16 protein-coding genes are annotated in these 14087 nt (G+C 64.7%); 13 read left to right on the forward strand and 3 right to left on the reverse strand.

Annotation, left to right across the window (positions count from 1 at the left end; all coding sequences use genetic code 11):
* A complete protein-coding gene (locus Q0C17_RS11380) occupies nt 1-543 on the forward strand; it encodes a GNAT family N-acetyltransferase (RefSeq protein ID WP_291206071.1) in 543 nt (180 codons plus the stop codon).
* Between the two features lie 16 nt (nt 544-559).
* Here the strand turns inward: Q0C17_RS11380 and Q0C17_RS11385 are convergent, their stop codons facing one another.
* Nucleotides 560-865, reverse strand: coding sequence for a PepSY domain-containing protein (locus tag Q0C17_RS11385; protein WP_291206074.1), 306 nt, complete (start codon nt 863-865; stop codon nt 560-562).
* A gap of 157 nt (nt 866-1022) precedes the next feature.
* Between Q0C17_RS11385 and Q0C17_RS11390 the strand changes: the two genes are divergently transcribed.
* The 6 genes from Q0C17_RS11390 to Q0C17_RS11415 all read left to right on the forward strand — a co-directional run bounded on the left by Q0C17_RS11390 (nt 1023) and on the right by Q0C17_RS11415 (nt 6895).
* Nucleotides 1023-1583, forward strand: coding sequence for a hypothetical protein (locus Q0C17_RS11390; protein WP_291206077.1), 561 nt, complete (start codon nt 1023-1025; stop codon nt 1581-1583).
* Between the two features lie 23 nt (nt 1584-1606).
* On the forward strand, nt 1607-2842 hold the full coding sequence (locus Q0C17_RS11395) for a peptidoglycan DD-metalloendopeptidase family protein (protein WP_291206080.1): 1236 nt from the start codon (nt 1607-1609) through the stop codon (nt 2840-2842).
* 29 nt (nt 2843-2871) lie between these two features.
* Complete coding sequence (locus tag Q0C17_RS11400) at nt 2872-4203, forward strand: S41 family peptidase (protein ID WP_291206083.1); 1332 nt, start codon at nt 2872-2874, stop codon at nt 4201-4203.
* A gap of 188 nt (nt 4204-4391) precedes the next feature.
* Entirely contained in the window at nt 4392-5609 is a 1218-nt protein-coding gene (locus Q0C17_RS11405) for a divergent polysaccharide deacetylase family protein (RefSeq protein ID WP_291206086.1), read from the forward strand.
* On the forward strand, nt 5606-6121 hold the full coding sequence (locus Q0C17_RS11410) for an RNA pyrophosphohydrolase (protein ID WP_291206090.1): 516 nt from the start codon (nt 5606-5608) through the stop codon (nt 6119-6121). Before Q0C17_RS11405 ends, Q0C17_RS11410 begins: the two co-directional genes overlap by 4 nt.
* A 15-nt stretch (nt 6122-6136) precedes the next feature.
* Complete coding sequence (locus Q0C17_RS11415; protein ID WP_291206093.1) at nt 6137-6895, forward strand: alpha/beta hydrolase; 759 nt, start codon at nt 6137-6139, stop codon at nt 6893-6895.
* A gap of 59 nt (nt 6896-6954) precedes the next feature.
* On the opposite strand, the gene Q0C17_RS11420 is transcribed toward Q0C17_RS11415, so the two are convergent.
* Both Q0C17_RS11420 and folE read right to left on the reverse strand, forming a co-directional pair.
* Nucleotides 6955-7275: a hypothetical protein gene (locus Q0C17_RS11420; protein WP_291206097.1), complete on the reverse strand. Its 321-nt coding sequence runs from the start codon at nt 7273-7275 to the stop codon at nt 6955-6957.
* A 155-nt stretch (nt 7276-7430) separates the two neighbouring features.
* Complete coding sequence (gene folE, locus Q0C17_RS11425) at nt 7431-8051, reverse strand: GTP cyclohydrolase I FolE (RefSeq protein WP_291206100.1); 621 nt, start codon at nt 8049-8051, stop codon at nt 7431-7433.
* 347 nt (nt 8052-8398) lie between these two features.
* On the opposite strand from folE, the gene cysS reads away from it, so the two are divergent.
* From cysS to thrS, 6 genes are all read left to right on the forward strand, one after another.
* Entirely contained in the window at nt 8399-9784 is a 1386-nt protein-coding gene (cysS, locus tag Q0C17_RS11430; protein WP_291206104.1) for a cysteine--tRNA ligase, read from the forward strand.
* A complete protein-coding gene (locus tag Q0C17_RS11435) occupies nt 9769-10320 on the forward strand; it encodes a histidine phosphatase family protein (RefSeq protein WP_291206107.1) in 552 nt (183 codons plus the stop codon). Before cysS ends, Q0C17_RS11435 begins: the two co-directional genes overlap by 16 nt.
* A complete protein-coding gene (locus Q0C17_RS11440) occupies nt 10317-10937 on the forward strand; it encodes an exopolysaccharide biosynthesis protein (protein ID WP_291206110.1) in 621 nt (206 codons plus the stop codon). Before Q0C17_RS11435 ends, Q0C17_RS11440 begins: the two co-directional genes overlap by 4 nt.
* 176 nt (nt 10938-11113) lie before the next feature.
* On the forward strand, nt 11114-11557 hold the full coding sequence (locus tag Q0C17_RS11445) for an iron-sulfur cluster assembly scaffold protein (protein ID WP_291206113.1): 444 nt from the start codon (nt 11114-11116) through the stop codon (nt 11555-11557).
* Between the two features lies 1 nt (nt 11558).
* Entirely contained in the window at nt 11559-11879 is a 321-nt protein-coding gene (yidD, locus tag Q0C17_RS11450; protein ID WP_291206145.1) for a membrane protein insertion efficiency factor YidD, read from the forward strand.
* A gap of 262 nt (nt 11880-12141) precedes the next feature.
* A complete protein-coding gene (gene thrS, locus Q0C17_RS11455; RefSeq protein ID WP_291206148.1) occupies nt 12142-14073 on the forward strand; it encodes a threonine--tRNA ligase in 1932 nt (643 codons plus the stop codon).
* The last annotated feature ends 14 nt before the right edge of the window (nt 14074-14087 follow it).

Below are 14087 nucleotides of genomic sequence, written 5' to 3' on the forward strand. Positions count from 1 at the left end.
ATGGCCGCCGGCCCGCTGATCGAAACCCCGCGCCTGATCCTTCGCCCTCCGCGGGCGGAGGACCTGGACGGGTTTTGCGCGCTGATGGCGGATGAGGCGTCGGCGAAGTTCATCGGCGGCGTGCAGCCGCGTGCGGCGGTGTGGCGGACGCTCTGCCTGATGAGCGGGGCCTGGACGATCCGCGGCTATTCGATGTTCTCGGTGATCGAGAAGGCGAGCGGCAAGTGGATCGGCCGTCTCGGGCCGTGGCAGCCCGAAGGCTGGCCGGGCACGGAAGTCGGCTGGGGGCTTCTGACGTCGGCGCAGGGCAGGGGCTATGCCGCCGAAGGCGCGAGCGCCGCAATGGATTATGCGGTCGACATTCTCGGCTTCACCGAGATCATCCACTGTATCGATCCGAAGAACACGCCGTCGATCAAGGTCGCTGAGCGGCTGGGATCACGCAGGCTGCGTGAAGCTACAGCGCCCGCGCCTTTCACGGATATCATATGGGACGTGTACGGCCAAACGGCGGACGCATGGCGCGCCCGCCGTCAGGGTTGATCAGGCTGCGGACGGATCAGCAATCGTCATCGTCGCGGTCCAGATCGATCTCGAACTTGACGATCTCGCCATTGCTGCGGTGGATGTCGACGTCGATTTCCTTGCGGTCGGCGGTGCAGCCTTCCACTTCCCAATTGCCATCATCGCGTTCGACTTCCCGTACGCGGGTCATGCCCTTGTCGCGGGCGATGGCGATCGCTTCCTCGCGGCTGATATCGGAGGCGGGGGCAGTGCCCGCAGCGAGGTCGACGGTCTGCGCGAGGGCGAATGGCACGAGGGCGGCACCCGCGGCGAGGGCAAGGGCGGCAATGAGGGTCTTCATGGAGAGGTGTCCTTCCTGTTTGCGATCACCGGGAGGTCGTGATCTGCGGAGAGGGTTAGCTGACGACGCCTGAGCCCGCCCTGACACAGCCTGTCAGGCGGTTGTCAGTTCAGGCGTGCAGCTTGCCCTGGTTGTCGCAGCCTGCAATTCAGGACGCATGGAAAGGCATCGCCCCTTCAGTCCGGACCCCCGCGCGCGCGTAAGCGAAGCGCTCGAGGCGGCGCTCGAGGCGCTTAAGCTGGCACTGCGGGAAGAGGAAGGCGCGCGCATTGATCCGGCGCGTCGGCGATGGACCGCGCTCGGACTTGTCAGTGCACTGCAGGCCGCGCTGGTGGCGGCGCTGTCGGGCTATGATACGGCGAAGGAGGATGCGGTGCAGGACCCGTCGCATCCGGACCGGATTGCGCCGGTTGCACTTTTGCTGCGCCGGGCGCGGTCATACGCGTTCCTGAACGATCCGGAACGGCTTGAACTCTCTGGCAGCCGCCAGCGGGCGCTCGACCGGATCATCGCGATGCGCAATGCGGCCGTGCATGCGCTGCGCGTCGAAACGCCGGAGACTTTCGCTGCCGATGCGCTGGCGGCAGTGCATCTGGTCCGGCACCTGGTGCTGGACGCGCCGGCCTTCGGCCAGGGTCCGGCGCGTCTGCAGGTGGTGCTTATCGGTGACGCGCTGAATGCCTTGCAATCGGTGCTGTCAGAGGATTTGCGCGATTAACGTCAAAGTGACGCCTGTCCGGCATGGTCCGTCGGATGCGCCGCCTGCACACCCTCCTTGCCAGCCTTCTGTTCGTTCCGCTGATCGCCGCGGCGCCGGACACGTTCACGCGCGCCGACCTCGAAGCGCTGGAAGTCGAGCGCCGGGCGGCCGAGGCCGAACTGGCCGCGCTGGAAAGTCAGGGCGAGACGACGGTGGTGGACCTGCGCACGCTGGACGAGACGCTGCTGTCGACCGCGATGGAAGCGCGTCGCCGTGAGGAGCAGGCGAGCCGGGCGGAACTGACGCTGATGACGCTGAGCACGCGGCGCAAGGAAGCGCGCGCGGAGCTGATGGCGAGCGAAGGCGCGCTCGAGGATCTGCTGGCCTCGCTGGCCGCGGCCAATCGCCGGCGGCCGCCGGCACTGGTGGTCAGCCCCGACAACTCGGGTGTAGCGATCCGCCGGGCGATCCTGATGCAGGCGACCTATCCGAAACTGTCGGACCGCGCGGCGGGTATCTCGAAGGAGATTGCCGAGCTGAATACGCTGGAAGCGAACATCCGGGCGGAGCAGGCGCGCCTCGGCGCAGCCGAGGCAACGCTGGCGCTGAAGAAGGAAGAGATCGAACAGCTCGCCGCCTCTAAACGCGCGGCTTATGAAGGCATCGCCGGAAACCTCGACAGCCTGCGCAGCCGCGCCGAGCGACTCGGCAAGGAAGCCGGGACGCTGCGCGATCTGCTTGCGGCGCTGGAGTCGAATGCGCCGGAAGCGCCCCGCGCGAAGCCGGAGGCCCGCCCGCAGCTGGCGGCCTTGCGCACTTCCAAGCCCGGCGCGTCCAAGCCGGCGAGGATCGCCGAGCCATCCAAGAACACGGCTGCGCCGTTGGGCAAGTCAGCCCTGGGCGGCCTTAAGCAACCGGCTGCCGGCACGCTGCTGCGCGGGTTCGGGGCCAAGCTGCCGAGTGGGGGGACCACGGAGTATCTGGTGTTCCAGACCCGGGCCGAAGCCCAGGTGACCGCGCCGGTAGGCGGGGTGGTCGAGTTCGCGCGTCCGTTCCGTACTTACGGGCAGATGCTGATTCTGCGCACAAGTGACGGATATCATGTTATCCTTTCTGGCATGAGCCGGATCTATGTGTCCGAAGGCCAGTCCGTAAGCGCCGGGGAACCCGTCGGCCGCATGCCCGACCGCGACGACCCCGCGCCCGAACTGACTGTGGAATTAAGGCTTGGCGACAGGGTGCTGAATCCGGCAGAGTGGATGCCGGGCGACGACTAAAGGCTCGCAAAATGATGATGGAGTGGAACATGCGTTCATTGCTGACAGGCACGGCCCTCGGCGGTATTCTCGGGGCTGCGGCTGTCGGGTTTGCGGCAATGGCCTGGCCCCAGCAGGAAACGGTCACCGACTCCGTCGATCCTCGCACGCTGACCTACCAGCAGATCGAACTGTTCGCCGAGATCTTTGCCCGCGCCCAGCGTGACTATGTGGTGCCGATCGACGAGCAGGAAGCGATGAACGCGGCGATCAACGGCATGCTGATGTCGCTGGATCCTCATTCCAGTTATCTTGACCCGGAGGATTTCCAGTCCCTGCAGGTTCAGACGTCCGGCCAGTATGGCGGCCTCGGCCTTGAAGTGACGATGGAAGACGGCTTCGTCAAAGTCATCTCGCCGATGGACGGCACACCCGCCGCCGAGGCGGGCATCCAGCCCGGAGATTACATAACCGCCATCAATGGCAAGGCGATCATCGGCCAGACGCTGAACGACGCCGTGAAGGAAATGCGCGGCGAAAGCGGTACCGAGATCGAGATCACGGTCCTGCGCGAAGGCGGCGATCCGTTCCAGGTGAAGCTGGTGCGCGAAGTGATCCAGCAGAAGTCCGTGAACTGGCGCATGGAGCCGGGCAATATCGGCTATATCCGCATCGCGACATTCAACGAGCGCACCAACCTGCTGCTCGAAGAAGCCCTCGATGGCATTGGCAAGGCGGGCAAGCCCAAGGGTATCGTTATCGATCTGCGCAACAATGGCGGCGGACTGCTGGAAGAGGCGGTGAAAGTCACCGACCATTTCCTGTCGGGCGGTGAAGTCGTCTCGACCCAGGGGCGCCGCCCTGTGGATGTCGAGCGCCGCAATGCCAGCAAGGGCGAAGTGTTCAAGGGCGTGCCGATGATCGTGCTGATCAATGGCGGCTCGGCTTCCGCGTCCGAAATCGTGGCCGGCGCGCTGCAGGACCGCGAGCGGGCGATGGTGCTGGGCACGACGAGTTTCGGGAAGGGGTCGGTCCAGTCAGTTATTCCGCTGGGCGCTGACCGCGGCGCGATCCGCCTGACCACCGCGCGCTATTACACGCCGTCGGGCAGGTCGATTCAGGCGCTCGGCATCGAGCCGGACCTGATGGTGACGCCGGTGCGCCTGACCGAGGAGGAGCTGCTGAAAATCCAGCGCTGGTCCGAGGCCGATCTGCCGCATGCGATACAGAACGAGGATGGCGAGCGGTCGGCTGAACCGCGGATGCCGGACGAACAACCACCGGAAGGCTACGAAGGCGAGGATTTCCAGCTGGAGAAGGCGCTTCAGATCCTGCGCGAGGGCAAGACCGTGGCTTCCCGGATGGCCGCGAAAGCAGGGTAGTGCACCTGAGGGTTGCTGCAATCCTTAGCCGTCCGTTACGCTGGAAAGCCAATTTGTTTGCGACCTGTTAACCCTGTGGGGCGATGGTCAGGGTCTGTTTTCAAGCCCTGTTCCAAGAGGTCGAGCCCATGGGTTACCGGCGCGAGTCTGAGCCGTCACCTTTTCGCACGGGAGTCGTCCATGCGGGCATGAGCCTCGCTGTGTTCGGCGGTCTGGCCGCGTCGCTCGGTCTGGGCATCCATGTGACCGCCGATCCCGCCGCTGCCAGTCCCAGCCAGACGCTCGCGCTGTTCGATACCGTAGACTATGCCGATGCCGGCACGACGCCCAGCGCCCACCTCAATGATCCGGACGAACACCCGGGCGGCGATATGCTGCAGAGCGCGGCGGCGCTTGATGAAGCCACCGCGATGGAACTTGCCGATGCTGGCCTCGGCCCGAACGCCGCACGTGTCCCGGTGACCGGCGGGCAAGGTGGACCTTCAGTGTCCAGCGACGCCATCCGGATCAATGGCAGGATCGTGCGCGCAGGCGAATCACTCAGCCAGGTGCGGGGCGTGCCGCAATCGGACGCCGGCACCGTGCGGATCGCTTCGGCGACGACCATGGCCCCGGCCGGCAAAACCAAGAGCAAGGCGCCTTCGGACGTTTATGCGCGCAAGTTCTCGAATCCCGAAGGCCTGCCGATGGTCGGCCTCGTGATCGGCGGCCTCGGCATGAATGCCACCCAGACCCAGCTCGCCATCGACGACCTGCCGGCGAACGTGACCCTGTCCTTTGCGCTGGATTCCAAGAAACTTGACTACTGGATAAAGACAGCGCGCGCCGACGGGCATGAAGTGCTGATCGAAGTGCCGATGGAGGCGTACGAGTACGGGCGCATGAAGATGCACCCTGATACGCTGACCGCCGGCGCCGAGGCCAAGGCAAACCTTGCCCGGCTTGAAACGATCCTGGCGCGCACCAGCGGCTACTTCGGCATCGTAAACTATCAGGGCGCCAAGTTTGCCGCTGACAAGGCGTCGGCCAGCCCCGTCCTCACGCGCCTCAGCGAGAAGGGCCTCGCCTTTATCGACGATGGCAGCTTCGAACGCTCGACCCTGCCTGGCCTCGCGCGCGAAACAGGCCTGCGCTATGCCCGCGCCACCGGGCCGATCGACAACCGCCAGACACCGGCCGACATCAGCGCCGAACTGATGGACCTGGAAGCTGTGGCGCTCGAGAAAGGTGCCGCTTTCGGGGCAGGCTACGCGTTCCCCGTGACCGTCGAGGCTGCGAAGGTCTGGATATCCCAACTGGAGGAGAAGGGGCTCGTGCTGGCGCCTGTCTCGGCCATCTCGAATTCCCGCCCCATTGAGGTGCGCACTGGCAGCCTTGATATGTCTGGGCTAAATACAGGCGGGTGACCCAACCCAAGTTTGACTCAAGCCTTTACCGCCCGAATGTCGGCCTCGCCCTGTTTTCCAAGGCGGGCTACGTCTTCGTTGGCCGCCGTGTGAATGGCCGCGGTCCGTTCCAGTGGCAGATGCCGCAGGGCGGGATCGACGAAGGCGAAAGCGCCGTGACGGGGGCCTTGCGCGAACTCGAGGAAGAAATCGGCGTGCCGTCCAAGCTGGTCGAGGTGCTCGAGGAGACGCCGGACTGGCTGCACTACGAGTTTCCGCCGGACCTCAAGAAGCGCCTGCCTGGGCCCTATCACGGGCAGAAGCAGAAATGGTTCGCCTTGCGGTTCAAGGGCTCGGACAGCGATGTGCGTCTCGATCGACATACGCCGGAGTTTGACGCCTGGCGCTGGGCGCCGCTTGAAGAGACGCCGGACCTGATCGTGCCGTTCAAGCGACCGGTTTATCTGGAAGTGTCCGAGCGGTTCCGCCGCTGGACCGAGCCGGTCCTGCCGGGCCGCGTGCCACAAGGCTAAAGGGGGTAGGGGAATATGCCGACATTGTTGATGATCCACGGCGTGGGCTGTGACGCGAGCGCGTGGGACGTGATGAAGCCGGCTTTTGAGGCGGGCGGATGGACCTGCGAGGCGATCACGCTGTTTCCAGACCGGCGCGTGCGGGAAAACCCTCCGGCAAGCCTGTCGGAACTTGGCCTTGCCGATTACATCGAGGCGTCCGCAGCCGAGGCGCGGCGGCTGGCCGCGCGCGACGGGGTAAAACCTGCCGTGATCGGACATTCGATGGGCGGCCTGATTTCGCAGGTTCTGGCCGAGCGGGGTGAGGTCTCCAAGGCCGTGTTCCTGACGCCGGCGCAGACCAAGGATTGCGCGGCTGTTGGCCTGCCGGTGGTGTGGACCTTCCTCAACGTGTTGCTGCAGCAGGACCGGAAGAAATCCTACAAGGTCTGGAGGACCGGCTTCTGCTGGGGCGTGCTAAACCGCGTGCCGAAGGCGCGCCATGAGGCGATCTATGCCGGAGCGCTCTACGATTCCGGAAAGGTCTACGGGGATATCAGCGACGGAATCACCGTGGACGAGACGAGGGTGAAGATCCCCACGCTGACGGTTTCCGCCGGGCAGGACCGGGCTACCCTGCCGCAGGGTGTGCGCAAGGTCGGCGCGAAGTATGCCCGCAGCCCGGTGGCCGGCGATTTCCTCGAATATCCCGGTCATGCGCACTGGATTGTCGATGAGCCGGGTACGGACAAAGTTTCTGCCGATATCCTGAGCTGGCTGAACCGTGCCGCCTGAACAAAAAAGGCGCCTGCGGGCAGCAGGCGCCTTCCTGAAGTCAGCAGCCTTCTGGCCGTCTACTCGGTCTTGGCGGTAACCGTTGCGGTACCCGCAGAACCTTGCGACGTCGTGTAGGGCGTCACATGTCCGATGTCGGTGCCCCAGGTTTCGAAGGTGGCGCAATTGTCGGCGCCATTGACGCTGGAACAGATGGTCTTGCCGGCTTCGTCCATCGTGTAGGGGACAGCGGCGCCGCCGTTGAAGCTGACCGTGCCATCATCGGCAAAGACGGCTACGAGCTTGTCGCCTTCGGCAGGGGCGAACTCGACAGTGGTGGTCGCGGCCATGGCCGGCAGGGCGGCAAGGGCGAGGGCGGCGAGGATCAGGCTGGATTTCATGGTGTTGCATCTCCCGGTTGGTGGTTCTTGTTGTCAGAGAACTCTACGCCGGAGAATTGATAGCGAAGCGGCAGGCCGGTTCAACTCTCTGCATACAGCAAAACGCCCCGCACGTTTCCGGACGGGGCGTTTGAAAGGTTCAGCCTTGTTTGCGATCAGGCCTGTTGTTCACACATCCGCAGGAAGCGGTTGCGCAGGTCGGCGTCGGATTTGAACACGCCGGTGAACTGCGTGGTGATCGTGGTCACGTGCTTGTGGTGCACGCCGCGGGTCGACATGCACTGGTGCTCGGCTTCAATGAAGACGGCCGTGCCCATCGGCGCGAGGCTTTCGGTGATCGCGTCGCAAATCTGTGCCGTCATGGTTTCCTGCGTCTGCAGGCGCCTGGCGAAGATTTCCACCACACGGGCAAGTTTCGAAATCCCGACGACAGCCTGCGACGGCTTGTAGGCGACGAAGGCCTTGCCAAGGAACGGCGCCATATGGTGCTCGCAATGGCTCTCGACTTCGATGTTCCGGAGGATAACGATATCATCATACCCCTGCACGTCCTCGAAGGTGCGGCTGAGGTATTTCACGGGATCTTCCCCGTAACCCTCGAACCATTCCTTGTAGGCATTGACGACGCGCTTCGGCGTGTCGATGAGCCCTTCGCGGGCAGGATCGTCACCGGCCCAGGCGATGAGCGTGCGAACGGCTTCTTCAGCCTCCTGCTGGGTGGGGCGGCGCACGGGTTCCGCGCGCAAGGGGTCGTTCTTGGGTGTCACGGCATCCATGGCCACTTGTATTCCTTCTGAGGGACGGGGGTCGAGCCGGGGCACGGTGGCACGGACTTAACGCCCGCCCGGAGTTGCTACCCTCAGGGCGATGGCAGGCAACATAGGGCGCCGACCGGTCCGTTTCCAGAGCTTTCTGCGCGGAAGGTCATTACCGGATCCGCGCGAAATCAGCACAATCTTGGCTTTCGCCGCGTCAAGTGTTAATGGACCGGCCATGACCCTGTCCATGTTTACCGTTTCGTACCGCTGCACCTGTTGTTGCTGAGGCGACAACACGCCATTAGGGCTGGCCTGAACAGAGCCCTGCCAATACCTGCGAACCGACGGACGGATACGAGACCGGGATGACCCTGAAACTTCACGACACCATGGCGCGCGAAAAGCGCGGCTTCCAGCCGCAGGATCCAAAGCGGATCACGATCTACGTTTGCGGCCCGACGGTCTACAACTATGCCCATATCGGCAATGCCCGCCCGCCTATCGTGTTCGATGTGCTGCGCCGGTTGCTGATGAAGACCTATGGCGACAATGCCATCGTCTTTGCCCGCAACATTACCGACATCGAGGACAAGATCATCAAGGCCTCGCTGGATACCGGCGAGCCGATCTCTTCGATCACGAAGAAGTATGCCGACATTTACAATGCAGACATGGTTGCCCTGAACGTCCTGCCGCCGACGGTTGAGCCGTGGGCGACCGGGCATGTGCCGGAGATGATCGAGATCATCACCAAGCTGGTGCGCAAGGATTATGCCTATGTCGGCAAGGACGGCGTATGGTTTTCGGTGGCGGCAATGTCCGACTACGGAAAACTTTCCGGCCGCAAGCCCGGCGACAATGAAGCCGGAGCCCGCGTCGAGCCCGGCGAGGACAAACGCGCGCCGGAAGACTTCGCGCTCTGGAAGTTTGCCAAGCCGGGCGAGCCGGAAGATGCGGTCTGGGATTCGCCCTGGGGCCGGGGACGACCGGGCTGGCATATCGAGTGCTCGGCGATGGCGGCGAAACATCTCGGCCGGACGCTGGACATCCATGCCGGCGGCGTGGACCTTCAGTTCCCGCATCATGAAAACGAGATCGCGCAATCCGAATGCGCGCACGGCGAGCTCATGGCGCGCTACTGGCTGCATAACGGGTTCCTCGACATGGGCGGGGAGAAGATGTCGAAGTCGCTCGGAAATGTCGTGCTGGTTCATGACCTTCTGGAAGAGTGGAACGGCGAAGTGATCCGCTTCGCCATGCTGAGCGGGCATTACCGCGCGCCGCTCGACTGGACGCCGGAGCTGCTGAAGCAGGCGAAGACGACGCTGGACCGGATCTATGGCGCGCTGCGCCGCGTCTGGGACGCCGAAGGCGGCAAGGCAGCCTATCGCGGCGTGCGCGATGCGCTTGAGGATGATCTCAACACGCCGGAAGCACTGGCAGAGCTGTCGGGCATTGCGTCGGCCGCCAACTCGGCAGCGGACCAGAACGATACTGCCATGATGGCGGCGACACGCGCCGATCTGCTCGCGGCGGGCGAACTGCTCGGCCTGCTGACGAAGACGCCGAAGGAGTGGGAGCAGGGCGGCGACGCGGGCGAAGCGGCGCGGATCGACGGCCTCGTCGCGGCCCGCATCGCAGCGCGCGCGGCCAAGGACTGGGCCGAGGCCGACCGCATCCGCAAGGCGCTGGCCGAGGAAGGCGTCGAGATCATGGACGGCGCGGGAGGCAGCACATGGCGACGCGTGTGAAGCGGCGCACCGTCATTGGCCTGCTCGCTGTTGCCCTTGTGGCGGCTTGTGCCGGGACACCGGTGGCAGAGCCTGCTCCCGAAGCGCCATATGCCCGCCTATTCCTGGTCCGCCATGGCGAGAAGGAAGCGGGTGCAGATCCGGCCCTGTCCCTGGCCGGTGCGCAGCGTGCGCAGGCCTTGGCTGCGCGGCTCGGCGGGGAAGGGGTAACGCAAATCTGGTCAACCCAGACTAACCGGACCAGGCAGACGGCTGCGCCGCTGGCGGCGGCGCTTGGTCTCGAGGTACTGATCTATGATGCGTCGGCACTGGCGGCCTTTGCCAGCGCGCTTGGTGACACGCCGGGCGTGAAGCTGGTGGTGGGCCATTCGAACACGACCGACGCGCTCGCGGCGCTGATCGGGGCCGACCCCGGCCCGGCCATCCATGAGGCGAGTGAGTTCGACAGGATGTACGTGATCGACCTCAGCGAAGATGGCGTTACAGCTGACCGTATCGAGCGCTACGGCGCATCATCCAGGATCAATGCCGAATGAACAAGAAAGGCACCTCGACGCCGGTCACGAACCTTCGATCGCTGCTGCGGTCTCTGGTGCTCAACACCGAGGGCGACACTGTGACAGTCCGTGAGCTGATCAATGCCGTCGGCCGGCGGGCCTATGGACCCGTGCTCCTGCTGCTAGGCTTCATCGCGGTCAGCCCGTTGACGATCATTCCCGGCGCCAACTGGGTTATCTGCACCGTGGTGCTGATCTTCTCCCTGCAGATCGTGATCGGCCGCAAGACGCCCTGGCTGCCGAAAGGGGCGCTGGATTTCCGTTTCAAGCGCGAGCATCTGGTGCAGGGCGCGCAGGGCGCCGAGAAGTCGGCGCACATGGTGGACGCACTGGTGCGCCCGCGCCTCATGTTCCTGACCGAGGCGCCGTTCGTGCAGCTGGTCGGTGTCGTTTGCGTAGCGGCTGCGCTGATCACCTATCCGCTCGGACTGATCCCGCTTGGCCCGGTATTGCCGAGCCTTGCAGTCCTGCTGCTGGGGCTCGCCCTGACGGCGCGCGACGGCGTCGTGGTGCTACTGGCCGTGGCGACCTTCTCGGGCTCGGTGCTGATCCTGCTGCGCGTCCTGCCGAAGCTCGCGCAGCTGTGGCCGTTCTGAAGCCGCTGACCTGTCAAAATGGTAAATTGACCCTACGTCAGGCGACGGGCATCCCGGGGCATGGCTCCTGGGCCATTTCTACACCCCACTCTCTGAGCCGCCCCTGTTTAGAAGCATCGGCGGCTCCTTTTTTGGCGCTCTTGCCGCCCGGCGCCGGGCGGGCCATCTAGGCGGCCATGAGCGAGCTTTATCACAACCGCATCCTCGAACTCGCCGCGGGGATTCCGCATCTCGGCCGGCTGGCGGATGCCGAGGGCTCGGCGCTGAAAGTGTCCCGCGTGTGCGGGTCCACGGTGAATGTGGACGTGAAGCTCGATACGGCCGGAGAACGGGTTACGGCAATTGCGGTCGATCCGCAGGCCTGCGCGCTGGGGCAGGCGACGACATCGATCCTGGCCGAGCATGCTGTTGGCGCGACAGTGGCCGAGATCCGTGCGGCCTGCGACGGCCTGCGCGCCATGCTGAAAGACGGCGCAGCACCGCCCGATGGCCGGTTCTGGGAACTGCGCCATCTGGAGCCGGTGGCCGACTATCCGCCCCGCCACACATCCACGCTGCTGGCCTTCGACGCCGCCGTGGCGGCGATCGACGAGGCCCTGGCCGCAAGGGCGGCGGCCTGAGATGGGCCTGCGTCGCCGCACCGCCTATGTGCTGCTCGCCGTCTACAAGCATGGGCCGAGCCAGCTGTTCCAGCTGGCGGGCGCACGGTGCCAGCATACGCCGACCTGCAGCGAATACGGGGCGGAATGCGTCGCCCTGCATGGCTGGTGGCCGGGCGGATGGATGACACTGGCGCGCTTCATCCGGTGCCGTCCGGGTGGCAGTCACGGCTACGACCCTGCCCCGGAAACGAAACCCGCCGTTCCGTTCTGGCAGCCTTGGCGCTATGGCGACTGGGCGTCTGGACCGAGGGGGCTGGTTGAAACCGGACCTGAAGCGTGACATAGCGGCGCCCATGAACGCGAACCTGTTTCTCACCGGCCTGACCGCGCGAACTCGCCAGGGTGCCTGAAGCGCCCTCGGCCCGCACACCCGTGCACGCCCCTTCATGCACCCGCAGAAATCCAGACCAGCCCCGGCGGATGCCCTGAAAACAGGGTGGGAATCCCGGTAAAGCCGCGTTAAGCGTGGCCGCGCCAGATGCCTTTGCCGGATCACCCGAATTCGCCGCCCGTGCGCGGCCAGTCAAAGAAACGAAGACCCCATGATCAACGTTACGCTCCCCGATGGTTCGAAGCGCGAATATGCTGATGGCGCCTCGCCGCTCGACGTCGCCGAAAGCATCTCGAAATCCCTTGCGAAGAAGGCCCTGGCCGCAAAGGTCAACGGCCAGATGTGGGACCTTGCGCGCCCGCTCGAAGGCGACTCCACGGTCGCCATCGTCACGGACAAGGATCCGGACGGCCTCGAGCTGATCCGCCATGACGCTGCGCACGTGCTCGCACAGGCCGTGCAGGCCCTTTACCCCGACGCGCAGGTGACGATCGGACCCGTCATCGATGACGGCTTTTACTATGACTTTGCCCGCAAGACGCCTTTCTCCACGGACGACTTCGAGAAGATCGAAGCGAAGATGAGGGAGATCGTCGACGCTGATTTTCCGATCGTGCGCGAGGTCTGGGAGAAGGACGCCGCCATCGCCGAGTTCAAACGCATCGGCGAGGAGTACAAGGCGCAGATTATTGACGACATCATCCCGCCTGGCGAAGCGATCACGCTCTACCGGCAGGGTGACTGGTTCGACCTCTGCCGCGGCCCGCACCTGCCCTCCACGGGCAAGCTGCCGAAGGCGTTCAAGCTGATGAAGATGGCCGGCGCGTACTGGCGGGGCGACTCGAAGAACGAAATGCTCCAGCGCATGTACGGCACGGCATGGGCGAACGAGAAGGACCTGAAGGAACATCTCCACCGCCTCGAAGAAGCGGAGAAGCGCGACCACCGAAAACTCGGCCGCCAGCTCGACCTCTTCCACATGCAGGAAGAAGGCAGGGGTATGGTCTTCTGGCACGAAAAGGGTCTGACGCTGTGGCGCGTCATCGAAGCTTATGTGCGCCGCCGTCTCGAAGCCTCGGGCTATGTCGAGGTGCGCACGCCGCAGGTGCTTGACCGCACGTTCTGGGAAAAGAGCGGCCACTGGGACAAGTACCGCGAGAACATGTTCGTCTGCGAAACGGCCGAAGAAGAGACGCTCTCCCTGAAGCCGATGAACTGCCCGGGACATGTGCAGATCTTCAAGTTCGGCCAGAAAAGCTACCGCGACCTGCCGCTTCGCATGGCCGAGTTCGGCGCGTGCCACCGGTACGAGCCGTCGGGCGCGCTTCACGGGCTCATGCGCGTGCGGGCCTTCACACAGGATGATGCCCACATCTTCTGCCGCGAAGACCAGATCGAGGAAGAGACGGCGAACTTTATCAAGTTGGCGTCGTCCATCCATGCCGATTTCGGGCTGGAGCGCGATCACATCTCGCTCGGCACGCGCCCCGAACAGCGGGCAGGTTCCGAAGAGTTTTGGGACAAGGCCGAAGCGCAGATGCTGAACGCGGCGCGCGCCGCAGGCGTCGAGCCCGTCATCGCAGACGGCGACGGCGCCTTCTACGCGCCCAAGCTCGACTTCCAGCTGAAGGATGCCATCGGCCGATCATGGACGTGCGGCACGATCCAGCTCGACTACGTGCTGCCTGAACGTCTCGGCGCCGAATACATCGCCGAGGACGGACAGAAGCACCGCCCGGTGATGCTGCACCGCGCGATCCTTGGCAGCCTCGAGCGCTTCATCGGGGTCTTGATCGAGAACTATGCCGGGGCTTTCCCGATGTGGCTGGCGCCTGTTCAGGTCGTCGTGGCGGCGATTTCGGATGCGGCGGCGGACTATGCCGAGGAGGCAGCTGCCGAGCTGCGCAAGGCAGGTCTCCGTGTCGAAGTCGACAAGCGCAACGAGACGATCAACTACAAGGTCCGCGAGCATTCTCTGCAGAAGGTTCCGGTGATTGCCGTCGTCGGCGCACGGGAAGCGGAGGAGCGCAAGCTGGCGCTGCGCCGGCTCGGCTCCAACGGCCAGCAGATCATCACGTTGGACGAGGCGCTGGTTTCGCTGGCTGATGAGGCGCTGCCGCCAGATCTGAAGCGGGCGCGCTGAGACGCATACGGTGA

It is taken from the genome of Hyphomonas sp., from assembly GCF_022844445.1.
In the GTDB taxonomy this organism is placed as follows: domain Bacteria; phylum Pseudomonadota; class Alphaproteobacteria; order Caulobacterales; family Hyphomonadaceae; genus Hyphomonas.

Bases quoted from the DNA above. Each gene is read 5' to 3' on its own strand.
- yidD (WP_291206145.1), top strand. From the start codon at position 11,559: ATGGGCCTGCGTCGCCGCACCGCCTATGTGCTGCTCGCCGTCTACAAG.
- Q0C17_RS11395 (WP_291206080.1), top strand. From the start codon at position 1,607: ATGGTCCGTCGGATGCGCCGCCTGCACACCCTCCTTGCCAGCCTTCTG.
- folE (WP_291206100.1), bottom strand. From the start codon at position 8,051: ATGGATGCCGTGACACCCAAGAACGACCCCTTGCGCGCGGAACCCGTG.
- Q0C17_RS11440 (WP_291206110.1), top strand. From the start codon at position 10,317: ATGAACAAGAAAGGCACCTCGACGCCGGTCACGAACCTTCGATCGCTG.
- Q0C17_RS11435 (WP_291206107.1), top strand. From the start codon at position 9,769: ATGGCGACGCGTGTGAAGCGGCGCACCGTCATTGGCCTGCTCGCTGTT.
- Q0C17_RS11405 (WP_291206086.1), top strand. From the start codon at position 4,392: ATGAGCCTCGCTGTGTTCGGCGGTCTGGCCGCGTCGCTCGGTCTGGGC.
- thrS (WP_291206148.1), top strand. From the start codon at position 12,142: ATGATCAACGTTACGCTCCCCGATGGTTCGAAGCGCGAATATGCTGAT.
- cysS (WP_291206104.1), top strand. From the start codon at position 8,399: ATGACCCTGAAACTTCACGACACCATGGCGCGCGAAAAGCGCGGCTTC.
- Q0C17_RS11385 (WP_291206074.1), bottom strand. From the start codon at position 865: ATGAAGACCCTCATTGCCGCCCTTGCCCTCGCCGCGGGTGCCGCCCTC.
- Q0C17_RS11390 (WP_291206077.1), top strand. From the start codon at position 1,023: ATGGAAAGGCATCGCCCCTTCAGTCCGGACCCCCGCGCGCGCGTAAGC.
- Q0C17_RS11420 (WP_291206097.1), bottom strand. From the start codon at position 7,275: ATGAAATCCAGCCTGATCCTCGCCGCCCTCGCCCTTGCCGCCCTGCCG.
- Q0C17_RS11400 (WP_291206083.1), top strand. From the start codon at position 2,872: ATGCGTTCATTGCTGACAGGCACGGCCCTCGGCGGTATTCTCGGGGCT.
- Q0C17_RS11445 (WP_291206113.1), top strand. From the start codon at position 11,114: ATGAGCGAGCTTTATCACAACCGCATCCTCGAACTCGCCGCGGGGATT.
- Q0C17_RS11415 (WP_291206093.1), top strand. From the start codon at position 6,137: ATGCCGACATTGTTGATGATCCACGGCGTGGGCTGTGACGCGAGCGCG.
- Q0C17_RS11380 (WP_291206071.1), top strand. From the start codon at position 1: ATGGCCGCCGGCCCGCTGATCGAAACCCCGCGCCTGATCCTTCGCCCT.